We start from the raw sequence: 24,497 nt of genomic DNA on the forward strand, positions 1-24,497 counted from the left end.
TTTACTTTTAAATAGCGTTATATTAAAATTTACAAATAAAATACATTCGTCTTATTCTTTTAATATATTTTTTACAAATATCCATATAGTATTGAAAAAACAGAGAAGGGGAAACTTCTCTGTTTACTTTTGTATGTTTTTTTCGACTTGTTCTCGAACTGTTTGAATGTAATTCATTTTATGATCCCAGCACTCTTGGCTTAAATCGACAGGGTATTCTTCAGGATTTAAAGTTCGCATATATTCTTCCCAAAATAGAGAGAGACTCTGTTCATTATATTTTTGAATATCTAATATACTTGGTAGTTCATATGTTCTTTCACCGTTAACGAAAATATCTTTATGCAGTTCACGGGCTTCAAAGTTTGTTACGAATTTACTTATATATGTGTGAACTGGATGGAACATTTTTAAGCGCTCTTCTTTTCCAGGTTCTTCAGAATCTAATGCAATATAATCGCCTTCTGCATGATCATTTACCCGATTGATAATACGATAAATTCGTTTCAGTCCTGGAGTGGTAATTTTTTCAGGGTTAGATGAAATTTTAATCGTATCATTTAATTTTCCGTCAGTATCTTCAATCGCAACTAGTTTGTAAACAGCCCCCAATGCAGGTTGCTCAAAGGACGTAATTAATTTTGTCCCAACGCCCCATACGTCAATTTTTGCTCCTTGAGATTTAAGGTGCATAATTGTGTATTCATCTAAATCGCTAGAAGCGATAATTTTTGTATTTGTAAACCCTGCTTCATCTAATAGTTTTCGTGCCTTTTTCGATAAATAAGCCATATCACCACTATCAAGACGTATGCCATAGAAATCAATACGATCCCCAAATTCTTTTGCAACACGAATTGCATTTGGAACACCAGATTTCAATGTGTCATATGTATCAACGAGAAAGACGCACTTTTTATGAGTTTCAGCGTATTTTTTAAACGCGACGTATTCATCGCGATATGCTTGAACGAAAGAGTGAGCGTGTGTGCCAGCTACAGGGATCCCAAAGCGTTTCCCAGCACGAACGTTGCTTGTAGAGGAGAAACCACCAATAAAGGCAGCACGCGTCCCCCAAAGGGCAGCATCGAACTCATGGGCACGTCTTGTGCCGAACTCTAAAAGCTCATCATTACTTGCAGCATGTTTCATACGTGCTGCTTTTGTTGCAATTAATGTTTGGTAATTCACAATATTTAAGAGGGCAGTCTCAATAATTTGTGCTTCACCAAGTGGTGCATCAACACGTAATAAAGGCTCGTTATTAAATACAACTTCACCTTCTTGCATACTACGAATCGTCCCAGTGAATTTCATATTTTGTAAATAATGAAGGAATTCTTCTTCAAATTGTAATTCTGCTAAATAAGCGATATCGCTTTCAGTAAAACTGAAATTTTCAATGTACTCTACAATTTTCTCAAGGCCAGCAAAAACAGCGTAACCGTTCTCAAATGGAAGCTTTCGAAAATATAAATCAAAAACAGAACGGCGATTATGAATACCATCTTTCCAATATGTATAAGCCATGTTGATTTGATATAGGTCTGTATGTAAGGCATAACTATCGTCTTTATAATGAGTCATCGCGAGAACACCTCCATAATTTGGTTATAGTATACCAATTTTTCACCATTGGTAGCAAAGAAGAGATATTGATGTGAAGTCAAGAGAGAAAAAAATGAAATTATGCATATTTTTTAGAAAATTTATATTTATCAATTTATATTTCTCCAAATTTTATGTATTATTAGAGTAATGGGGTAATGAGAATGGAGGAGGACAATGCAACAAACATTAGAAAAAATAGGCAAACAAGTCTTTTACAAACGGCTTCAGCAAAAAATGACACAAGAAGAATTATGTCAGGGCATTTGTTCTGTCTCATACTTAAGTAAGATCGAAAATGGAAAGATCGAAGCATCAGAAGAAATTCTACAATTGCTCTGCGCAAGATTAGAAATTGCTGTGACGGATTTGAGAGATGTAGAAGAAGATGTGAAGGGGAAGCTGGATGAATGGTTGAATGCACTAGTTCATTTGGACAAGCAACAAGTAGAACGTATATATGAAGAGTTGCAAGGTGAAATGAAGCATGTGTTGGATTTTGAAATTATAAATTATTATAAACTGCTGTATACACGTTATTTAATGATGAAGCGAGATCTACCTGCTCTTGAAGAAGAATTGGACAGATTGAAGAAAGTGTACAAGAAATACTCACCCTTTCAAAAGTTATTGTATACGTACAGTAAGGCATTATTACTTAGTTTGCAATATAAGCATAAGGAAAGTTTAAAATATTTAATTGAAACAGAAGAAATGGCTAAAGAGCAAGGATATTATGAAACGGGGATATATTATAACCTAAGTCTTGCGTATAGTCATCTAAATATACCACATTTAGCCATGCATTTTGCTCATATTGCCATGGAGGGGTTCCGTAACGAATATAAATTCCGTTATGTAATAAATTGTCAAACGATTATTGCTTTAAGTTATGTTGAAAAAGCACAATATGAAGAAGCTCTAAAGATTTATGAGAGTATATTAAGAGAAGTAGATTCTTTTGCGGAAAAAGATATGATTAAAGCTATGACTTTAAATAATATGGGGGAATTATACCATTATAAAAATGAGCATGATAAATCTAAAGACTATTTTCTTCAAAGTTTCGAATTGCAGAAGACTGTCAATATGAATTATATTGAAACAATTTATGGACTGGCTAAGCAATACATTCATCTTAAACGTTATGAAGAAGCGCAGGAATGGATAGAAAAAGGAATTGATTGCTCACGGAGTGATGAGAAATACAATAAAATGATTTATTCATTCTGTATATTTAAGTATAAATATTTTGGAGAATCTCAAGAATTTAAGAGATTTTTAGAGAATGAGGCTATTCCGTTTTTTAAGAGTGTAGGTAGTATGAAGGAATTAAAAAATGCTTATTTAGAATTAGCTATGTATTTAGAGAATGAATTTAAGTATGAGGAAAGTAATAAATATTATAAAGAAGTTATTAAAGTTTTAGAAGAAAAGGAGGAATTGAATTGAAAAAGCGCATTTATGGTGCAGTAGGGCTTGGAATAGTAGCGATTCTTTCTTTAGGCGTTAATTATTCAAATCCAGACATATATGGGGTAAAGTCTTTAAAAGAAGGCTCAGTAAATTACTCTAATCCAGATATTTATGGATTAAACGCTTTAAAAGAAAGTAGTATAAAATATTCTAACCCAGATATTTACGGTTTTAAATTTTCAGAAGAAAAGGTTATAAATTACTCTAATCCAGATATTTATGGTTAAGAAAATATTGAAAAAACCCCTTTCCAATCGGAAAGGGGTTTTTTCAATATTTGTTCCTCAAAATTCTACAAAACTTGAGAAATAAATTAATTGAATTTTTAGTATATTAATAGTGGAAACATAATGCTAATATGAAACTACTCTTTTTCAAAAAATTTTTTATTAGGGGGAAGGTTATATGAAAAAGAAGAGTTTAGCATTAGTGTTAGCGACAGGAATGGCAGTTACAACGTTTGGAGGGACAGGCTCTGCGTTTGCGGATTCTAAAAATGTGCTCTCTACTAAGAAGTACAATGAGACGGTGCAGTCACCTGAGTTTATTTCTGGTGATCTAACTGAAGCAACTGGCAAGAAAGCAGAATCTGTTGTGTTTGATTACTTAAACGCAGCAAAAGGTGATTACAAGCTAGGGGAAAAGAGTGCACAAGATTCTTTCAAAGTGAAACAAGTGAAGAAAGATGCTGTAACTGATTCAACAGTAGTACGTATGCAACAAGTTTACGAAGGAGTGCCTGTATGGGGTTCTACTCAAGTAGCTCACGTAAGTAAGGACGGTTCTTTAAAAGTATTGTCTGGAACAGTTGCACCTGATTTAGACAAAAAGGAAAAGTTGAAAAATAAAAATAAGATTGAAGGCGCAAAAGCAATTGAAATCGCGCAGCAAGATTTAGGGGTAACACCGAAATATGAAGTAGAACCAAAAGCGGACTTATATGTATATCAAAACGGTGAGGAAACAACATATGCATATGTTGTAAATCTAAACTTCTTAGATCCAAGCCCAGGAAACTACTACTATTTCATTGAGGCAGACAGCGGTAAAGTATTAAATAAGTTTAATACAATTGATCATGTGACGAATGATGATAAGTCACCAGTTAAGCAAGAGGCTCCTAAACAGGATGCGAAAGCTGTTGTAAAGCCTGTAACAGGAACGAATAAAGTAGGAACTGGTAAAGGCGTACTAGGAGATACGAAGTCTCTTAATACAACGTTATCTGGATCATCTTACTACTTACAAGATAATACACGCGGGGCAACGATTTTCACATATGATGCGAAAAACCGTTCAACATTACCAGGAACATTATGGGCAGATGCAGATAATGTTTTCAATGCAGCGTATGATGCAGCAGCGGTAGATGCTCATTACTATGCGGGTATCACGTATGATTACTATAAGAATACATTTAATCGTAATTCAATTAATGATGCAGGAGCGCCGTTAAAATCAACAGTTCATTACGGAAGTAATTATAACAATGCATTCTGGAACGGATCACAGATGGTATACGGAGATGGTGATGGTGTAACATTTACTTCATTATCTGGTGGAATTGATGTAATTGGTCACGAGTTAACGCATGCTGTTACGGAAAATAGTTCAAATCTAATTTATCAAAATGAATCAGGGGCTTTAAATGAAGCGATTTCTGATATCTTTGGTACTTTAGTAGAATTCTATGATAACCGTAACCCGGATTGGGAGATTGGTGAAGATATTTACACACCTGGTAAAGCAGGAGACGCGCTTCGCTCTATGAGTGATCCTACGAAGTATGGTGATCCAGACCATTATTCTAAGCGTTACACTGGTTCAAGTGATAACGGTGGCGTTCATACAAACAGCGGCATTATTAATAAACAAGCTTATTTATTAGCAAATGGCGGTACGCATTACGGTGTAACTGTAAATGGTATCGGCAAAGATAAATTAGGTGCGATTTACTACCGTGCAAATACACAGTATTTCACGCAATCTACTACATTTAGTCAAGCTCGTGCTGGTGCAGTACAAGCTGCAGCAGACTTATATGGTGCAAATTCTGCTGAAGTAGCAGCAGTTAAGCAATCATTTAGTGCTGTTGGTATTAACTAAGGACTTAACGGATAGCTATTAATAAAATACCTCAAAAATAAAGAAGGAGCCTATGCTCCTTCTTTATTTTTTTCTCCATTTTTTCCACAAATAAAACAATCCAATAACGCCTGCGATTGTTACAACCCACTTCGCTTCATTTGTTCCGTTCATGACTTGGTATGCCGAATATACTTCAATCAATAAGGCCGGTATTTTACCTATTGTACTGGCAATACTGAAGGAGAGTAATGACATTTTCCCTAGAGCTGCAAATAAAGTAACGATACTTGATGGGATGAAAGGTATCAATCGAAACGATAGAACGAGTAGAAAGGCCTCTCTACCTTCTACATAAAGAAGACGCTCTACCTTTGGGTACTTATTGACTTTATCGTGAGTGAACTTTTGAAGGCCCATGCGATAAATATAAAACGAGATAATAGCCCCTAAGGCCTCACCTGCGATCGAAATGATTGTGCCATTGGTTACACCGAAGAGCTGTATGTTAATGGCGGTTAAAAAGATGCTAGGAATAACACCTAAAAGACTAATGATGATGTTAATTAAGATACTAAGTGGAATTGCGATTGAATAGTATTCTGTTAAGAAATTTTGAATCGTTTCAGCCATTGTTTAAAATCCTTTATCTTTTTTTGCATTACACCACATTTCGTTTGTATAGGCAAGGGTAAATTTACATAATGTAGAAAAACGTTGATAAGAATGGTGTTTATACCTTATACAGGTATTATGTATATAAAAACAGGGGTATTTTAAATTATTTTTAAAAACACTATAAAAACCTTTGTATAAAAGAGTTTTATAGTTATGTTATTGGCGATTTTATCTGGGAAATAATTATAAAATATAGGGGGTATATATTATAAAAGGCGAAAAATAGAGGGTTGATGAAATTGCGCGGTAAATATGGAAAAACAGATGAAAAAAATGAAAAATGATAGATTTTTTCGTTGTGAAATTGACTTTTAGTGAAGTTGCGATAATAATCATGGAAGAGGTGATATGATGAAACGAATAAGTAGTCTTTTCTTCAGTAGTTTATTGGCATTAATGCTGATCTTAAGTGGATGTGCAGGAAAAGAACAAAAATCAGAGAAACAGACAGGGAATCAAGCTGCATCGGTAGAAAAAATTAGTGATAATATTTTAGATGAAATGGAAGGACCACCTAAAAATGGTCATACGATTGAAAGACATGTAGGCAAGTCAGAAGAGGATTTGAAGAATCGCTTGAAGACAGATAAAGTGTCAGCCGCAAGTACATACTATGATAAAGAAACAGCGACGAAAGCTGTAAAAGATAGCTTGAAGCAACATGACAAGGAAATTCAAGATTGGTTAAAAAATTCTAAAGAGGCTCGTCTCGTATTAAATACAACTCATTCATTCCCTGTTGGAAAAACGGTAATAAAGAAAAATATGAGTGTAAAAGACAAGTTAGTAAAAACTGTTACTGTTTTAGCAAGAGATAAGTCAGGGGAATTAGGGTTTAAGATTATTACTTCTTATCCATCTGATAAATAAGAAGGGGGAGTACATTATGTATACGACATTACAATACTTTCTTAAATCGTACTGTACGTTAAGTATTCATGAGGATGAAATAGTAAGCGTGATGGAAGAGTTTATTGAACAAGAAGACGAAGAAATTGTTTTGAAATTACGTGATGAATTAATAAATATGAAGAAAAAGAACGCGTGGGAAGAGGCGTGTGTATTAGCTGCGAAGCAAGGAAATCGTATGTGGTCTTTAGAAGAAACGAAAGACCATCTTGAAACTTTTTTACTATTACTGCAAAAGAAAAAGGCGTGATTTAATCACGCCTTTTTCTTTATACTATTCGGTTGATAGTATCTATTCCTTTGGGGCGCTTTTATATACACTTTTTGAAATTTGTCCATTTGATATTACTTCCCCGTTTTGTGTTACTTTTTTATACGTAACCGCTGTGATTTTATCACTAGTCCTACTAATTACTTGAGAAGAAACTTCAACATTTTTACCAGTATTTGTACCGAAAATGCGTGTAGTAATACTACCTCCATTTGAAAATGCTTGAATATAAATATAATTGCCTGTATTATTTTTAAATTTTAAATCTGGACCATAATCTGCTACTGCTGCATCTTGCCCAAGTGGTAAATAATTTACTGGCATAGAATGATTGCTTCGAGAAACAATTCCTAAATCAGCCCTTAAAGCGGCGCTGTATAAAGTACTACTGACTTGGCAAACTCCTCCGCCTGCACTTTGTATTACTTTACCTTGTGAATATACTGCTGCAGATTTGTAACCATGTGCAGCATCAGTTACGCCAACGCGGCCGTTAAAACTAAATGTTTCATCAGGTGCCACAATAACCCCACTTAAAGTATTAGCTGACTTATTTACGTTAAATGATTGATTTCCGTTACGGCCAGCCATTGGAGTAGAATATTCAGCAATGACTTCTTTAATACCCATTTTCTGTATATCTTCTGTAGAACGTTCTGGTTTTATGAATGTAACTGGTAATGTAACATCTGATTTACCAGTAGTAATAGCTTCGTTTGTTAAACTGTTTAGTTTTCCTTTATCAATTTTTTCTCCGTTTTGGCTTTGACTAACATTTACTGTTGAGCCTTCAATGCTTAATTCTGCATTAACAGGATTTTTTAATGTTTCATTATATTTATCTTTTATAAAGGTTTCATAAGCTGTTGCATTTAATTGTGGTGTTAATTTATAGTCACGTTTTAATTCACCGTTTTCAGCTTGCTTGCGCATTTTGTAACGATTCATTACGTTTCCTTCTTGTTCTTTGAAGATTTTGTCAATAATATCTTTCTCTTTATAATTTACCCCTAAATCTTTCCATGTGTAAGTTTGTTTATCGTTTTGGAATATGTAGGTAAGGGATTTTTGATCTAATTCAGTTACCCTTTGATTAATAATTGCTTGAATATCTTTCTTATTTTTTCCATCGAGAGAAATACCTTCAAATGTAGTATTTGGTAATGCAGTAGTATCTAATTGATTATTTAATTTGGATACATATTGATATCCCCCAACACCGCCTACACAAAGTAATATGCCCCCAGCAATTGCAGAACCAATCAGTATTTTACTTAGCTTCATTTATTTCCCCCCAGAAATTTATGTATAAATATATGTATTACATTTTTTGTATAAAAATGATGAAAATAACATTATGTACGTACTAGTATACTATTATTTTCACTGTGTGTGTAATTTTTTCATAAAAAATGTTACATCGCTGTAATAATTGTCACTTCTTGTCACAATGTGTATGAAAAATATGTTGAAAAATATAATAAAAAGGCTGTCTAGAATGATCTAGCAGCCTTTTTATTATAATTTTTTATGTTCATTTTTATTCGTAACACCGAGATGTTTTTGAAGGGTAGTTGAAATAGTATCGACGCTTTTTTCATTTGGCACGTAATAATAAATACCACCTATATATTTATCTGTACCTTCTACTTGCATTTTTTCCATCTTTAAATTTGAATCCATTGAATTTTTTGTAATTGTCATCATATCATCAAAAGTTAAATTGGTTTTTAAGTCTTTATCGACAGCGTCTAGTAGGCCACCGATTTTATTAATGGAATTAAGAGATAGTGCCTTTTCAGCAATGGCCTCTAATACAAGCTGTTGTCGTTGGCCACGCATATAATCACTATCGATGTGACGAGTTCTAGCTAGTGCCAGTGCCTCTTCTCCATTTAAATGTTGACGTCCTTTTTTTAGATGAATTGCATCTGCTTCATCTTTACTATTTTGCTCTGTGAATTCAACTGGAACGTCCACAGTAATGCCACCAAGAGAATCAACAATTTTAATAAAGGATTTAAAATTGAATTTTACATAATAATCAACTGGAACATCTAAAAAGTTCTCTACCGTATCAATTGTGCTGTCTACACCACCGAATACGTGCGCATGTGTGATTTTATCGTATTTATCACGTGATTTAATGTAGACGCGTGAGTCACGTGGAATGCTTACAAGTTTAACGGATTTATCGTTTTTATTAATTGTTGCAAGTAATAACGCATCTGTTCGAGTTGCTTTTCCATAATCTTTTTCCCTAATATCACTTTCATCAACACCCATAATTAGTACGGAAATGTTGTCGGTCATAGGTTTAACAGCTTTTTCACGTTTACTGGACTTTTCTCCTCGACCTAGTTCAGCATAAGCATTATTTAAGACGGACTTTGCTTTACTGTATATATGGAAGGAGTAGCCTCCTGCTCCAAGTGCTACAATTAGTAATGGAATAAGAAGGAACCAAAGTAGGCGTTTTTTCTTTGAGCGTCCTTTTTTGGCTCGCGTATCGTTGTTCGTGTCGGATTTCATCATTTTTTCTCCTTTAAAACTATCAAAGTGTATACATTTAGAAGTGTATTCAAACACATAAAAAATATTTTACGCTAAATAAAAGCGATTGTACATGTATAAAAAATAGATGTCTTGATTATTTATCCGGTATTAACGAGCAGTAAAACGCCCACCTCAAAGTCCAGTGAATACAATGAAGTTAGGTGGGAGATAACTGCCCGTAAATACCCGATTGATGAAGGCTAATAATCAGAGTGGGGATAGCCCCACTCTGATTAAAGTTTCACTTTATAAGACACCTATTCGTTATTGTATACAAAAGATAGGGATAAGAAAATGATAAAATTTTACCTAATTACAACATAATGCTTACGATAATTGCAGATAAAATACTAACGAGAGTAGCTCCATATAGTAATTTAAGGCCAAACCTCGCAACAACGTTTCCTTGTTCTTCGTTTAGTCCTTTTACCGCACCTGAAATAATACCAATGGAAGAGAAATTGGCAAAAGATACAAGGAAAACAGAAATAATACCAACTGTACGGGGAGAAAGGCTATTAGAAATTTTACTAAGGTCCATCATTGCGACAAATTCATTCGTTACAAGCTTCGTTGCCATAATGCTACCAGCTGCTACAATTTCAGAGCTTGGTACACCGATAAGGAATGCGATAGGTGCAAATACGTAGCCAATTAATTGTTGGAACGTAATACCGAATATAATGAGGAACAAGTCATTAATACAACTAATTAATGCGACAAATCCGATGAGCATAGCGCCGACAACAATGGCTACACGAAAACCATCAAGAATATATTCTCCAAGCATTTCAAAAAAGCTTTGTTTTTCACCTTTGATTTCTAAAATATCTTCGTCATCTTTAACGTCGTAAGGGTTAATGATGAGTACGATAATAAAACCGCTAAATAAATTGAGAACGAGTGCAGTTACTACATATTTAGGTTCAATCATTGTCATATAGGCACCTACGATAGACATAGATACGGTTGACATAGCGGAGGCACAAAGTGTATAAAGACGGTGTTTTGGAATTTGAGCTAATTGTTTTTTCACTGTAATAAAAACTTCTGATTGGCCGACAATGGCAGAGGCGATAGCGTTGTAAGATTCTAATTTCCCAAGACCATTTATTTTACTAAGAAAGTACCCGATCCAATGAATAAAAAATGGTAGTATTTTGAAATGTTGTAATATACCAATTAAAACAGAAATAAAGACGATTGGTAATAATACAGTAAGGAAAAATGGCATTTCACCTTTATTTGCAAGACCACCAAATACAAAATTTACTCCATCAGCAGCATACTCGAGTAGCTTTGTAAACAAACTGGAAATGATTCTAATAAGTATGAGGCCGATTTCTGTATTTAATAGTAAATAGGTTAAAATTAACTGTATAATAAGCATGATAAAAATTGGTTTAAATTTAATATGCTTCTTATTATTGCTAGCAATATAAGCGAGCAAGAAAACAATAATTAATCCGACGAAAAAAGTAATGAATTTCATGGTAAGCCCCCATGCCCATCAACTTAAGAATTTGCACTACCCCCAAGTGTCAAAAAACGTTATTCTTTCTAAAAAGCTAGCTAGAAAGGATGACATTTTTTATGAATCTTTCAATTCAAGATGAATTACAACTATTTTCTGAAGAGCTGTATCGTCATTTAACCCCTTCTCTTTTGGAAGAACTCGCTAAAGAATTAGGTTTTGTAAAAAGAAAACGAAAGTTTTCAGGAAATGAATTAGCTACCATATGTATCTGGGTCAGTCAACGTACAGCGAGTGATTCTCTCGTTCGACTATGCAGTCAATTACACGCCGCCACAGGCACTCTTATGAGTCCAGAAGGACTCAATAAACGCTTTGATAAAAAAGCGGTTGAATTTTTGAAATATATTTTTTCTGCATTATGGAAAAGTAAACTTTGTAAAACATCAGCCATTTCAAGTGCAGCACTCACGTATTTTCAACGAATCCGTATTTTAGATGCGACGATTTTCCAAGTACCGAAACATTTAGCACATGTATATCCTGGGTCAGGTGGTTGTGCACAAACTGCAGGTATCAAGATTCAATTAGAATATGACTTACACAGCGGACAGTTTTTAAACTTCCAGGTAGGTCCTGGAAAAAATAATGATAAAACATTTGGAACAGATTGCTTAGATACCTTACGGCCGGGTGATCTGTGTATTCGTGATTTAGGATATTTTTCATTGGAAGACTTAGATCAAATGGATCAACGTGGCGTGTGCTATATATCAAGACTTAAGTTAAACCATACCGTCTATACGAAAAATCCATTTCCAGAATACTTTCGAAATGGGACAATCAAAAAACAGTCACAGTATATCCAAGTTGATTTAGAGAACATTATGCACACGTTAAAACCAGGACAAACGTATGAAATAAAAGAGTCGTATATTGGCAAGAATCAAAGATTATTTACAAGAGTAATTATCTACCGATTAACAGAGGAACAAATACTGGAACGTAGAAAAAAACAAAGCTATACCGAAAGTAAAAAGGGGATTACATTTTCAGAAAAGAGTAAACGATTAACGGGTATCAACATATATGTTACGAATACGCCTTGGGAAGTGGTTCCGATGGAACAAATCCATGATTTTTACTCCCTCCGCTGGCAGATCGGCGTGTCCAGATAAGGACACATTATCTAGTTGGTGAAAGTCCAATCGGGAGAATAGACTCCACTCCCGTAGCCTGAGAGGCGCCATGAAGTGAAAGCGACATGGCGAAGCCCTCTGACATCACATGCAAAAGGCATGTGGGCAAATCTCCAGGTTGTAACGTACAGTGAACGTAGATGTAGCCTCGTTACACGCAATTCCGGTGGCTGAGACGGTCGATAACGTGCGAAAGCAACAAGAACTGACCGAAACGAGTCTGGAACGGCAGTTCTCACCGGCGGGGTATCAGCGGCGACATGGAGAGAAAGATAATGTGGAAACTGGAGAAGCCCTCGACACCCGATGAAGAAATCTCATCGAGGAGACCGTCTCTATAACCGCGATCGGGAAGTGAGAACGGTAGGTGTCAGGGTGGCGGAACGGATCGTAGTACCAGAGATCTGCGTGCAGCAAAACACGCGGGGAGGAAAGGATCCGAACCTGTAAACATTTCGTATGACTAAAGGAGGCAAGGGTGCTATGACAAAAACACCCATCACTTTGCAGGAACTAAGGCAACGAATCTATCGAAAGGCGAAGTCTGAACCTACGCACCGGTTTTGGGGGATATTTACCCACATTACCAAAATTACAACCCTTCACGAAGCATATCAACAGGCGAGGAAAAACAATGGTGCCCCAGGCATTGATGGAAAAAGTTTTGCTGATATAGAACTAGAAGGAGTTATCCCATTCTTAACGGGTATTCAAGAAGAATTACAAGCTGGAATATACCAACCACAAGCCAATCGAAAAGTAGAAATCCCAAAGACAAACGGCAAAATGCGAACTCTGCAAATTCCGTGTATACGAGATCGTGTAGTACAAGGAGCGCTAAAACTCATATTAGAAGCAATTTTTGAAGCTGATTTCTGTCCAAACTCGTATGGGTTTCGGCCGAAACGCTCTCCACATCAGGCATTGGCAGAAGTACGACGCAGTATATTGCGCCGTATGACCATAATAATTGATGTTGATTTGTCACGCTACTTTGATACAATCCGACACAACATATTATTGGAGAAAATCGCGAAACGTGTCCAAGACCCACAGGTTATGCATCTTGTAAAACAGGTAATTAAGGCAACAGGAAAGATCGGTGTCCCGCAAGGGGGACCATTTTCTCCACTAGCCGCGAACATTTACCTCAATGAAGTGGATTGGACATTTGATACCATTCGACGTAAAACAGCTGATGGCAATTACGAAGCTGTAAACTATCACCGTTTTGCCGACGATATAGTTATCGCTGTAAGCGGACACTCCAGTAAAAGTGGATGGGCTGAACTGGCATTACGACGACTGTGGGAACAGTTAAAGCCTTTGGGAGTTGAACTGAATCTGGAGAAGACTCAGATGGTCAATGTCCTAAAAGGAGAATCCTTCGGATTTTTAGGATTTGACCTGAGACGAATACCGAACCGAAATAAGAATGGATTCTTCGTTTTCATGATCCCGAAGAAGAAAGCTCGCACGACAGTGAAAGCAAAAATTCGCGAACTCATTCAAAACGCAGGAGCGAAGCCAGCACAAGACTTAATAAAACAAATCAATGCCGTACTGACTGGATGGGTGAACTACTTCCGGGTTGGGAACTCTAGTCAAGCTTTCAGTGAAGTACGTGATTATACGGAGATGAAAATTCGCACACTGTTAACGAGAAGGAAACGACGACGAAAGCGTAGCATCGGATGGCAGAGATGGAGTAACGAATATCTCTATGGTGTACTGGGGCTTTACTGGGACTGGAAAGTCCTTCCCCTGAAAAGTGCAGAGAGTTTCCGATGAAAGTGTCTGCCATTTGATAGGTCTCATAACCCTTTTGATGAAGTTTATGGGGTGAGCTGCTTGAGGGAAAACCTCACGAGCAGTTCTTATGGGGAGAGGCTGGAAACGGATCACAACTGATACCGCGCCAGTCTTTTACCCGACAAATTTTATTTAAAACGTGGAAGTCATTCTTTCAAATTCATCATTGTAAAAAGATAAAAGCAGAACGATTAGAGTGCCATTTATATGGTCAATTGATTGCCATTCTACTCTGTTCTTCTATCATGTTTCAAATGCGCCAATTGCTCCTCATGAAGAAAAAACGAGAGCTTAGTGAGTATAAAGCCATATATATGATTAAAGACTATTTTCTTCTTCTATTCCAAACTATACAGAAAAACACCCAAGAGCTATCAAAGGTGTTACTTCGTCTGTTCAATCTTCTACAGCAAAACGGGCGGAAATCTCATCGATATGAGAAAAAAACGGTCTTTGATATATTAGGTGTCGTTTACAATTCTATGTCTGATAATCAAGCCGCTTAATTCAAAAAAGTGAAACCCGGTAGGGTTTATTTCGTATGCAAATCTTTCAATCACCTATACTTGCTCCTTAGAAAAAAGAAACAATCTCGCCTAAAATTGACTTTGCATAAGCTTAACTTGATAGCGATGGGGTAGCACCACATCGCTATCAAGTTAAGTCCATACAACGTTAATTATAGTAGAGGTTGTTTCTTTTTTTTAAAGCTATGTGTAGGGAATTTAAAGATTTGCATACGAAATAAACCCTAATGGGTTTCAATTTTTTGATTTAAGCCCCTTGATTATCAAACATGGTACAATTGTAAATGACACCTAATATATCAAAGATTGTTTTCTTCTCATATCGATGAGATTTCCTCCCGTTTTGCTGTAGGAGGTTGAACGGGCGAAGTAATACCTTTGATAGCTCTTGGGTGTCTTTTTGTATCGATTGGAAAAGAAGAAAAAAGTAATCTTTAATCATATATATGGCCTTATATTCACTCAGTTCTCGTTTCTTTTTCATAAGAAGTAATTGACGCATTTGAAACATAGTAGACGAACAGAGTAGAATGGCGATCAGTTGCCCATACAAATGGCATTCTAATCTTTCACGTTTTATCTTTTTACAATGGTGAATATGAAAGAATGACTTCCATGTTTTAAATAAAATCTCGATTTGCCAACGTAAAGAATACCGATCATGTACTTGTCCCATCGGGACAATATTTGTAGAGGCGTTTGTCATATATACATTGATACCACTAAGTCGTTTGCTACGAGGAGAATACTTCATTCCTTTCTTTTTTTCTCGTATAGCTTGATCACGTAATCGTTTTTGTTGTTGTTCATCTGTAAGTCGATGAACAATCACACGAGCTGGCACTTTATCAGTCATTCCCACATAAGCGTCGGATATTTCATATGTTTGTCCTGGCTGAAGAGAGTTCATTAAAACCTCCATATCTATTTGGATATACTCTGTACCCTTCTTAATTCTGCCATCTTGAAAATAATCAGGGTTTAGATTTTTTTGATAAATACGTGTATTTGATTTGATACGTGAGATATAATAAGCCTTTTTATCTTGTATATGTTGAAGATCTTTCAAATGAAAATAACCTAAGTCTCGGATACATAAATCATTCGCTGTTACAGTTGGGGCACACAGGGAACCGTAGGTTCGATCATGTTGTTTACCTGGACCTGTATGAATATGAAGGAATTGTCCACTTAATAAACCATACTCAAGCTGTATCTTTACTCCCGCTGTATGGCTGCATCCTCCCGCACCAGGATAAATTGATGAAAATATATCCGGAAGTTGAAATGCAGTTGAATCTAAAATACGAATACGCTTGAAAACAGAAGTATATGGATAAGAAATTGGCATAGATGAGGTCAGTTTTTGGTTTAGTAGTTCAGCTAATATGTGTTGTAAAAATTGAACAGCCGCTTTATTAAATCGTTGATTCAAGCCCTCAGGGCTGATGAGTACTTCTGTTGATGCTTCTAAACAGCTAGATAACTGAGTTAAAGAAGTCATAGCTACATTTTGGCTCACCCATACACATAAAGCGACTAAATCTTTTGCTTGGTACTTACTGGTTCGTTGTACAAAGCCAACATCTCTAGCAAGATTTCGTAAGGCATTTGGAGATAGGGCACTTTGAATCTCTTGAGCAAATAGTTGTAATTCGTTAGACACAGAAACAGACATAAAAAACGCCATCCTTTCCTATGATTCTACAGAAAGAATAGCGTATTTTTTCGTTATTTTATAGTAAAATAGGTCTCATGGTATGAATGTACAATTTAGATATTTGCCCAATGAACCATATGCTTTTAGAACTGAGAAAGACCTTGAAACAAATAAGTTATATATTTTAATGCAGTAATATTACAAGCAGTATAGATGGGAACATCAAGAACTTAAATGATTTAAGATTCACACTATATAAAAGTTGAAGTATACGACTAAGGAAAGAGTGCTTTGCAGTGTGCTGCATATTCAAGAATTAATCTTACGTAGGGAGTGCTTATATGAAAAGCATGAAAAATGTAATATTGCTAGTAGTATGTTTCATATTTTTAAGTGGTTGTAATCAAGTTAATGAAGATGAGGTACAAAAATATATAAAAGAAAAACACGGAATCGATGTTGTTGTAACACATATGAGCCCTTTAAATGAAAATAATATGGGACATGCATACCATACTGTGCAAGCAAAGAATAATAAAAATATTCAATTTCGAGTAGAGGTAGATGGTCTCTTCTATTCATCCATAAAAAGTGATGAATACAAATATGGAAAAAAAACATTTGAGGCATATCAGAAATTCCAACCAACTCTAGAAGAAATAAAAAAATTAGGGTACGTGGAAACTAAAACTGATAACACTCTTCAATATTTGTCAGAGGATAGAAGATCAGATGAAGGAAAACCAACTAATGAATTATTATTAACTTTGCAAATGAGTAACGAGATTGACTTTAGCCAATTTGAATCAGTAGAATTAGATCGTTTATATACTCTATTTCAACTCATCCAGAAAAATAATAAAAAGATAACAGAACTTGAAATTAAGGATTATAATGGCAAATCTTTAGGTGGACCTTTTAAAAATGTGCAAAAAATGATAACAAAAGAAGAGCTGTTACTAACAATGAAAAAAACGATGGGCAATGCCATAGACATTTATTTGGAAAATTGGATTAAAAATCATACAAAAATAGAAGAGAGATTAATTGCAATTCAAAACAATCATTTTGAATTGGAAGGTATTACTTATTCAAATTTGAAAGATGGGGATGTTCGAGGATATAAGGTGTATTTAGTTATTAATACCAGTAGTAATGAATTTGAAAATAATCCCCTTGTAATTAAAGATTTAATCAAGGTAACCACAATCCTTAAAGAAGAACTATATAATAAAAAATTTAAGATATATTTAGACAATAAGAATGGAACAAGATATACACCTTGGTTATCATCAGAAGAAATTAAAAAAGCTATTAACATCGAAGAACTTGTAAAAGAGCGATATCCTAAGAATTAAATTTAAAGTACTGTTGCTGTTTGTTATTTGATGGGAAAGCATGATATTTCGATTTGTTCCGCCAGCTTGCAAATTAGGGGTCTGTTGTAAAGTTTATTAACAGGTAGAAAGTTAGAATAAGTATAGCCGAATCTGATTGAAGAGGAAGTACGACATCATCTTAAATTAGGGGTACAGACACATGCCCATCAACCTAAAGTTTTAATACACCCCCAGAACGAAATTTTTAGGATTTCTTGTAACGAAAAAGCTTATTTATCGTTTTGGGGGTGAACTGTTTTCTTAGGTTGGTAGCGATGTGGCGAGACCCCTACCAATAAATAGATAGCTAATCAGTAATGTGGAAACTGAATAAGCAAAAACTCTCATACATGTTGCAACTCCAATTAAAATAAGACAAGCTAGAATTGCCTTTTTTGCTCCATACTTCTTATTCACCTTAACTGTAAATAATGCAAACACGCCCATACATAATACGGGAATAGATGTTTGGTGGTGTAATTATTTATTTAATCGTTTCAGTAATAACTCTCGTAAGCTGTCCGATAGTGCATCCACCTCAATTATCTGTTCTATTGCTTCTATATTGTATTTGTCGTGGAACTTAACATGATTGACTTGTGAAATTGATACTTTTTTAGGATGCGATGCAACGAGTTGTAAAAAAAAACGACCTTTAATCAATCCTTTTTTTTACATTTCCTTTTTCTAAAACCACAGAAAAGATAAGTACTATAGTTAACACCATAATAAACCTTACTTCACTTCCATCACTTAGAAAAAATGAATACAAAGTATAAATTAAAATTAATATTCCATAAATAATTTTGTACAATGAACTTCCACCTTCTCCTATATATATTTTAGTATAAAAGTTTAATTCAAGTCCTAGATCAAAATAAAAATAAAAAGGACCTGTGATGTACACAAAGTGCTTTTCTCTTGTCAATTTATCTATTTTCACTATACTTATCTATTTTCTTTTTATAACTCAAACTTCTTAGAACCGTACTTTTAGCTTTTTGCAATTCATTTTATTTATATGGAATATGTTTTTATCTGTCTGTACATCTTCAACATTTTCTCCATCTACTAATGGCGTGCCCTGTTAATACTGTTGTAACCCCCTCCTTTTGTTTGATTACTTGTATCATAAAACAAGTATCTGAAGTTTATATGTAGTCTATCTAGAATCTATGTAAATTAAAAAAATTTCTAACAAACTGTTTGTATTGTAACGTTACCACCAAAACTATTGCTCTAAACACCATAATTTGAAGAAACAGTACCCCATGTTCTAACCCTCAATTCCTCCTACACCTCTATGTTGAGTAAAACTAGTTAATCTCTATAATATAAAAAGAGCACCCCTTTTGGGATGCTCTTCGTTATAACTATATATTATTTAATTTTCTTCATTTGTTGGTACCATTTTTCCTTGTTGAGAATCCGTACCTGTACCTTCTGATTTTTCAACAGTTTTTGCATGTTTTCCAGGTTGTGATTCTGTACCTCCATTTGTTTCTACCATTTTTCCTTGTTGAGAATCTGTACCTGTACCTTCTGTTCTTTCAACAGTTTTTGCATGTTTTCCAGGTTGTGATTCTGTACCTTCTTTTGTTTCTACCATTTTTCCTTGTTGAGAATCTGTACCTGTACCTTCTGATTTTTCAACAGTTTTTACATCTCCTTTAGATGCTGGCACTGCATCTTTAGGTAAATCAAAGTTTTGTGAGGAAGACGTTGTTCCATCTGCACTCTGTGTAATTACTTGATTTGAATTTTCATTTGACTTTAAATTGTCCGTTTTCGCATCATCTGCACCAATTGCACCACCCGCTAATAATCCTGTACTTAAAAATGCTCCTGCTAATAATGTTTTAATCATTTTTCATTACCTCCTGTTTATTTGTAATATTCATCAAAAAAGTATCTAGAGTTAATGTTTTAGTCATTATCTTTATCTACTTGCTTTTTGATTACATTTAGCATAAGGCAAGAATCTATAGTTGATATGGACTGTATCTGGAGATTATGTAAAGAAAAATAGATGATCAATTGTATATCCTAATGAATGCTTAGACAAGATTAACATTTTATATGAGTTTGATAGTTGAATTATCCTTTGTTTTTGATTGTAAGGTTTATGGCTGGGGTAAAGCAAATTAAGGACCTAATCTTTTCTAATTTGGAAGTAAACTTTTGGATAAAAGTTTACATTGGAGTTTTGAATCATTTATAGTTAATTTTGTAATAAATTTCTCAATATTGATATACTTGTTAATTATGGTTTTAATATTCAAAATTAATAAAAAGTATTGTAGTTCTTGTGCGAAAAGATTCAGTTCATTTGAGATGATTGGGTTCATCAAAAACGCCATCCTTTCTGTATATTTCTACAAAAAGAATAGCGCTTTTTTGTTTTATGGATACAGATTTATCTTAGCTTAATAGCAATTAGTGTAACATCCATGTGTATACATGGTCTTTTTCATACTGTCTACCTAAAGGGGATAATATCAATCAAAAGCGGGCTTTTGATATTCTGGTTTAGGTTAACTGCACCACTTTAAAACGAATAGGACTCCCCATCAGATGGCACTAAAATAGTGTTAGATAATCCTTTCTTATCAATAAAGTCATTCAATTCCTTTCTGGTTAATAGGCAATGGTTAAGTGATTCCATATGAGAAACGATAATTTTGGCCTGTGGTGCTGCCTGTTTTGTGTCATAAATATCCTCTTTTGTCATTGTAATAGGGCCACCTTCTAGAAACTGAGCAGCACCTCCATTGATCACAATAACTTCAGGGTCGTGCGTGTCAATTGCTTGTTGAACATCGTTACACCATATTGTATCACCTGCCACATACAATCTCGGCTCGTCTGGATGATTAAATACGATACCTGATACTTCACCGGTAAACTTTGTGATTTCGCCAGTTCCATGTTGTCCATTTGTTTTAAATAGCTTAATTTCTTCTATGTTGGTAACATGCTGTAAAGATTCTATATTGTGAAAGCCTTCTTTATTAATAGCCTCAATATCATGTTCATTTTGTGCATAGATTTTTATATCCTTAGGTAAAACTTTTTTAGCAACTTCGTCAAAGTGATCAGGATGTAAATGCGTGATGATAACCGCATCAACCTGAATAATTTCTTCTATAGAAATTGGTAAACTAACTAACGGATTTCTCATATCTTGATTTGGTGTATTTGGAAACGGTGGAATGGATCCTTTGTCAGCTAAAAAAGGATCGATCAAAAACTTCTTGTCTGCATAATGTACAACAAGTGTTGCATTACGTATAAGTCTAATATCCATGCGGTATTCCTCCCTTTTATATGATTCAACAATAGTATAAAATATGAGAGAAATCATGTTACATAGATAAAATCAAAAATTTATAAGGTTTGACTTGAAATGTGAAAGGATGTGTCACGGTGTTAGATGATACAGATAAAAAAATACTAGAAGCGTTATTGAAAAATGGCCGTACGTCAATGAAGGAATTAGGAGAAAAAGTCCATCTGACAGGGCAAGCAACCTCATCTAGAGTAATAAGGCTGGAAGAGAAAGGCATCATAGAAGGTTATACGATTAAACTGAATGAAAGAAAACTAGGTTACTATGTTCACGCATTTATAAATATTTATACAAGGAGCATTCAACACAGTTCCTATTTATCATTTGTAAAAACACAACACGAATATATCATAAAGAACTTCAAAATTAGCGGTGAAGGTTGTTATCTTCTAGAGTGTAAGTTTCCATCTAATGAAGCCCTTGATCAATTCTTAACTCAACTAAACGAACATGCTAATTACAAATTATCTATCGTAATTAAATAGAAGAACCATCGATATAAAAAAACGCTATTCTTGCTGGAGAAATATATATAAAGAATAGCATTTTTTTCATTTTAGGGAAATGTTGTTTTATAATATCCCAAAACAAGATTTTATGCTAATTTGTAATAAAAAAGCTCATTTTTTCGTTTTGGGGCTGGTTTGTATTCTTAAGTTGATGGGCATGGGGTACCGTCTGCATTTTGGAAAAACCCCATGCTAAGCAAAAAATACGATGAGCCGTCCATACGGACGGCTCATTTACATAATTTTCGTTAGCGGAAGTTATTTTAAAAGTTCTATTAAACAACAAAAACAGTCTTGATTAATCAAGACTGTTTTTGTTTGTGAAAAATTTATCTATCAGTTTAGAATCTTTGTTGTTTAGTAAAATACCTTGTGTATGTTTTTTGTCTGTATCTTTAGCAATTGTAATTTCGTTTTTATCATTGATCAAAACGAAATATTGTTCTTTGGAATCATCTTTTAATGTAACTGTCATGTTAGTGTGGATTGAATCTTTTGTTTGTTTATCTAGTGAGATTTCTTTAGGTGTTCCTGTTTCGATAGCTGTTTTGATAGCTTTTGTTATTTCTTCATTGTCTGTTGTTGATTTAGAGTGGCTATCTTTTCCAGCGGAATCTAATCTGATTTCCTGTATATCTTTCTCTTTTAATTGGATAGTTGCACTTTCTTTTGTATCAGTAGGTTTTGATGAAGAAAGATTAGAACATCCCATAGGAATTAAGAATAATATGCTAAGAGAACATAACTGTAGAATCTTTTTCGTTTTTTTTCATTGTTTTCACCCCTTCCTTTTAATTGTAATAATATTCTGATAAATTCGATAGACTTTTTATTTGAATACCTTTATGTATGATTAAAAATTGGATGTATACCATATGCATATGAAGTTAACATAACGTCTCATTATCAGTAGCAAAGAGAAAGACGTTCCCTTACTCTCACAAGGGATTTTTCTTTTTCTATGACTCTATGCATCTTTATATACATTCTTATTCTGGGGCGCCTTTTGGCTTCCTTATAGTTCCCGATGTCTCCCTATTTTTTGCATAAGTTCTTGCATACTCTTAGCGTGTTTTTTTTCCGAAATGCTGGCAGGACACCTAATAACAACACTATAAAAAGACTTAAATTCCTCATAAGGATTAAGTCTTTTTTCATCTCACCTTTATATAAATATAAAACAAAATATAAAAACACTTAGCTTATTTTTTGTTTTTGGAATACCTAATTTCTTAAGTTGATGGATGTGGTGCTACCTCTCATATATCATTACCCAATATTTTTCTTCTAGCTCACCTTCTTCAATAACTTTTTTCCAGCCCATATTCTCATAAAACTTTAATGCTTTTTGATTTTTAGAAACACACTTTAATCTTAATGGTATATTCATCTTTTCTATGGAAGCATGAAGTAACTGTCTTCCAACCCCCTTACCAAAGAACTCAGGATGTACAAATAAATTGTGTATAAAGTTTTCAGGTAAATATAAAGAAGCAAATCCGAGGATATGATTATCTTCCTCTGCTAGTAGTATATGTTCTCCTTCAGTATGTTTATCAAAATCTTCTACAGTCATTTCATTTCTATCTAGCCAATGAAAACTTTCACGCCGTGATTCTAAATATATCCTTCTTAAATTAGGGTAGTCTAATGCAGTTGCTACTCTAATATTCATTTTCTCACTCTCTCTTCCTTTTTTTAATTAAATAAATCTAACCGTTTCTAGAGTAAACGGTTAAATTTACGAGAGAAATTTATTCACTCGTATCTCTTTAAAACAATGGCTGCATTATGACCTCCGAAACCAAATGAGTTAGATAGACCTATATTTATTTTCACTTGGCGAGCAACAGATGGTACATAATCCAGATCACATAATGGATCAAGATTTTCTAAGTTAATTGTTGGAGGAACTGTCCCTTCCTTTAAGCTCATTGCTAGAGCAATTGCTTCAACTCCACCAGCTGCCCCTAACATATGACCAAGCATAGATTTATTAGCTGTTACCGGAATCTGATAAGCTTGTTTTCCAAACAGTTGCTTAATAGCCATCGTTTCAGAGATGTCCCCCACTTTTGTACTTGTTGCATGGGCACTAATAACATCAACTTCTTCAGGCGATATATTGGCATTTTTTAAAGCTGATCTCATTGCAAGATAAGCACCTTTACCTTCCGGATGTGTAGCTACGATATGGTATGCGTCTGAACTTGCACCATATCCAATGACTTCTGCATAAATCTTTGCCTCTCTATGTAAAGCATGAGATAAAGATTCTAAGATTAGAATTCCAGCTCCTTCTGACATGACAAATCCATCTCGATTTTCATCAAATGGACGACTAGCTTTAGTGGGATTATCGTTTCTTGTTGATAATGCTGTAGCGTTACCAAAACTGGCTATTGATAAGTCTGTTATAGCTGACTCTGTTCCACCCGCAAATATAACGTCAGCTTCCCCAGAACGAATTAGTCTAAAGGCTTCCCCGATAGATGTATTTCCAATTGCACAGGCAGAAACAGGTGACATAGAAGGTCCCATCGCATTCCACTTGATACTAATTTGTGCTGCAGCAGCATTAGACATTATGGCAGGTACTAGAGTTGGGCTGACTCTTCTTGGTCCCTTCTGCCTAAGTGCATCAACATTTTCAATCAAGGTTTCAATCCCTCCGATACCTGAACCTACGTATACGCCTAACCTTTCTACATCTATACGATCGAGGTCTAACTTAGAATCTGACCAAGCTTGTTCAGCTGCAGCCAAAGCAAATTGAGAAAAACGATCTAAACGTCTTGCTTCTTTCTTTCCTAAAACTTCATCTGCATCAAAATCTTGGACGATACCTGCAATTTTTGTTTTATGATTGGTAACATCAAAAGTATCGATATTGACTATACCAGATTCCCCTTTAATTAGATTGTTCCAAAATGTTTTGATGTCGTTTCCTATAGGAGAAACTACGCCCATACCAGTAATCACAACTCTTTCCACTTTGCAATCCC

The 24,497-nt window shown here is 34.7% G+C and carries 21 protein-coding genes and 3 pseudogenes; 10 read left to right on the plus strand and 14 right to left on the minus strand.

Annotated features, from left to right (window positions below):
• Positions 1-123: 123 nt before the first annotated feature.
• Entirely contained in the window at positions 124-1,587 is a 1,464-nt protein-coding gene (locus ACXKY9_RS03785) for a nicotinate phosphoribosyltransferase (protein ID WP_000150184.1), read from the minus strand.
• Between the two features lie 198 nt (positions 1,588-1,785).
• Between ACXKY9_RS03785 and ACXKY9_RS03790 the strand changes: the two genes are divergently transcribed.
• From ACXKY9_RS03790 to ACXKY9_RS03800, 3 genes are all read left to right on the plus strand, one after another.
• Positions 1,786-3,060: a tetratricopeptide repeat protein gene (locus ACXKY9_RS03790; protein WP_001187939.1), complete on the plus strand. Its 1,275-nt coding sequence runs from the start codon at positions 1,786-1,788 to the stop codon at positions 3,058-3,060.
• The gene (locus tag ACXKY9_RS03795) at positions 3,057-3,311 is read left to right on the plus strand and encodes a hypothetical protein (protein WP_000746247.1); all 255 of its coding nucleotides are present in this window, start codon (positions 3,057-3,059) and stop codon (positions 3,309-3,311) included. The genes ACXKY9_RS03790 and ACXKY9_RS03795 overlap by 4 nt, the downstream gene beginning before the upstream one ends.
• Positions 3,312-3,489: 178 nt before the next feature.
• Positions 3,490-5,190, plus strand: a complete 1,701-nt coding sequence (locus tag ACXKY9_RS03800; protein WP_000730368.1) for a M4 family metallopeptidase — start codon at positions 3,490-3,492, stop codon at positions 5,188-5,190.
• Between the two features lie 63 nt (positions 5,191-5,253).
• Here the strand turns inward: ACXKY9_RS03800 and ACXKY9_RS03805 are convergent, their stop codons facing one another.
• Positions 5,254-5,802 (minus strand): TVP38/TMEM64 family protein, encoded by a 549-nt coding sequence (locus tag ACXKY9_RS03805; RefSeq protein ID WP_000852235.1) that lies wholly within the window; start codon positions 5,800-5,802, stop codon positions 5,254-5,256.
• 396 nt (positions 5,803-6,198) lie between these two features.
• Here ACXKY9_RS03805 and ACXKY9_RS03810 point away from each other — a divergent pair, with 396 nt between their 5' ends.
• Together ACXKY9_RS03810 and ACXKY9_RS03815 are read left to right on the plus strand one after the other, a co-directional pair.
• Complete coding sequence (locus ACXKY9_RS03810; RefSeq protein WP_000822692.1) at positions 6,199-6,717, plus strand: RNase A-like domain-containing lipoprotein; 519 nt, start codon at positions 6,199-6,201, stop codon at positions 6,715-6,717.
• Between the two features lie 16 nt (positions 6,718-6,733).
• Positions 6,734-7,006 (plus strand): hypothetical protein, encoded by a 273-nt coding sequence (locus ACXKY9_RS03815; RefSeq protein WP_000288803.1) that lies wholly within the window; start codon positions 6,734-6,736, stop codon positions 7,004-7,006.
• A gap of 42 nt (positions 7,007-7,048) precedes the next feature.
• Here the strand turns inward: ACXKY9_RS03815 and ACXKY9_RS03820 are convergent, their stop codons facing one another.
• The 3 genes from ACXKY9_RS03820 to ACXKY9_RS03830 all read right to left on the minus strand — a co-directional run bounded on the left by ACXKY9_RS03820 (position 7,049) and on the right by ACXKY9_RS03830 (position 11,075).
• Complete coding sequence (locus ACXKY9_RS03820) at positions 7,049-8,311, minus strand: VanW family protein (protein ID WP_000777363.1); 1,263 nt, start codon at positions 8,309-8,311, stop codon at positions 7,049-7,051.
• Positions 8,312-8,545: 234 nt separating this feature from the next.
• A complete protein-coding gene (locus ACXKY9_RS03825; protein WP_001986019.1) occupies positions 8,546-9,562 on the minus strand; it encodes an LCP family protein in 1,017 nt (338 codons plus the stop codon).
• Positions 9,563-9,896: 334 nt separating this feature from the next.
• The gene (locus ACXKY9_RS03830) at positions 9,897-11,075 is read right to left on the minus strand and encodes a NupC/NupG family nucleoside CNT transporter (RefSeq protein WP_000668849.1); all 1,179 of its coding nucleotides are present in this window, start codon (positions 11,073-11,075) and stop codon (positions 9,897-9,899) included.
• A 101-nt stretch (positions 11,076-11,176) separates the two neighbouring features.
• Here ACXKY9_RS03830 and ACXKY9_RS03835 point away from each other — a divergent pair.
• The 3 genes and pseudogenes from ACXKY9_RS03835 to ACXKY9_RS03845 all read left to right on the plus strand — a co-directional run.
• Positions 11,177-12,226, plus strand: a pseudogene (locus tag ACXKY9_RS03835) (IS4-like element IS231C family transposase); the annotation flags it as partial.
• A gap of 513 nt (positions 12,227-12,739) precedes the next feature.
• Complete coding sequence (ltrA, locus tag ACXKY9_RS03840) at positions 12,740-14,047, plus strand: group II intron reverse transcriptase/maturase (RefSeq protein WP_000169371.1); 1,308 nt, start codon at positions 12,740-12,742, stop codon at positions 14,045-14,047.
• A 143-nt stretch (positions 14,048-14,190) separates the two neighbouring features.
• Positions 14,191-14,574, plus strand: a pseudogene (locus ACXKY9_RS03845) (IS4 family transposase); the annotation flags it as partial.
• Positions 14,575-14,842: 268 nt separating this feature from the next.
• Here the strand turns inward: ACXKY9_RS03845 and ACXKY9_RS03850 are convergent.
• Positions 14,843-16,273, minus strand: a complete 1,431-nt coding sequence (locus tag ACXKY9_RS03850) for an IS4 family transposase (RefSeq protein ID WP_000117012.1) — start codon at positions 16,271-16,273, stop codon at positions 14,843-14,845.
• A 323-nt stretch (positions 16,274-16,596) separates the two neighbouring features.
• Here ACXKY9_RS03850 and ACXKY9_RS03855 point away from each other — a divergent pair, with 323 nt between their 5' ends.
• A complete protein-coding gene (locus tag ACXKY9_RS03855; RefSeq protein WP_000839699.1) occupies positions 16,597-17,613 on the plus strand; it encodes a hypothetical protein in 1,017 nt (338 codons plus the stop codon).
• Between the two features lie 288 nt (positions 17,614-17,901).
• Here the strand turns inward: ACXKY9_RS03855 and ACXKY9_RS03860 are convergent.
• From ACXKY9_RS03860 to ACXKY9_RS03880, 5 genes and pseudogenes are all read right to left on the minus strand, one after another.
• Positions 17,902-18,102: pseudogene (locus ACXKY9_RS03860) on the minus strand (MFS transporter); the annotation flags it as partial.
• 12 nt (positions 18,103-18,114) lie between these two features.
• A complete protein-coding gene (locus tag ACXKY9_RS03865) occupies positions 18,115-18,297 on the minus strand; it encodes a 3-alpha domain-containing protein (protein ID WP_000589741.1) in 183 nt (60 codons plus the stop codon).
• On the minus strand, positions 18,290-18,541 hold the full coding sequence (locus tag ACXKY9_RS03870) for a hypothetical protein (RefSeq protein WP_000276006.1): 252 nt from the start codon (positions 18,539-18,541) through the stop codon (positions 18,290-18,292). Before ACXKY9_RS03870 ends, ACXKY9_RS03865 begins: the two co-directional genes overlap by 8 nt.
• A 477-nt stretch (positions 18,542-19,018) precedes the next feature.
• A complete protein-coding gene (locus tag ACXKY9_RS03875; protein ID WP_000598086.1) occupies positions 19,019-19,501 on the minus strand; it encodes a hypothetical protein in 483 nt (160 codons plus the stop codon).
• Positions 19,502-20,182: 681 nt separating this feature from the next.
• Complete coding sequence (locus ACXKY9_RS03880) at positions 20,183-20,941, minus strand: MBL fold metallo-hydrolase (protein ID WP_000354667.1); 759 nt, start codon at positions 20,939-20,941, stop codon at positions 20,183-20,185.
• A gap of 119 nt (positions 20,942-21,060) precedes the next feature.
• Between ACXKY9_RS03880 and ACXKY9_RS03885 the strand changes: the two genes are divergently transcribed.
• Positions 21,061-21,468: an Lrp/AsnC family transcriptional regulator gene (locus ACXKY9_RS03885; RefSeq protein ID WP_000883327.1), complete on the plus strand. Its 408-nt coding sequence runs from the start codon at positions 21,061-21,063 to the stop codon at positions 21,466-21,468.
• Between the two features lie 322 nt (positions 21,469-21,790).
• Here the strand turns inward: ACXKY9_RS03885 and ACXKY9_RS03890 are convergent, their stop codons facing one another.
• From ACXKY9_RS03890 to fabF, 3 genes are all read right to left on the minus strand, one after another.
• Positions 21,791-22,204, minus strand: coding sequence for a hypothetical protein (locus tag ACXKY9_RS03890; RefSeq protein ID WP_000501912.1), 414 nt, complete (start codon positions 22,202-22,204; stop codon positions 21,791-21,793).
• 540 nt (positions 22,205-22,744) lie between these two features.
• Positions 22,745-23,167 (minus strand): GNAT family N-acetyltransferase, encoded by a 423-nt coding sequence (locus tag ACXKY9_RS03895; protein WP_001026485.1) that lies wholly within the window; start codon positions 23,165-23,167, stop codon positions 22,745-22,747.
• 83 nt (positions 23,168-23,250) lie between these two features.
• Positions 23,251-24,486 (minus strand): beta-ketoacyl-ACP synthase II, encoded by a 1,236-nt coding sequence (gene fabF / locus ACXKY9_RS03900; protein WP_000442906.1) that lies wholly within the window; start codon positions 24,484-24,486, stop codon positions 23,251-23,253.
• Positions 24,487-24,497 lie beyond the last annotated feature (11 nt).

It is taken from the genome of Bacillus sp. 2175 (assembly GCF_057812155.1).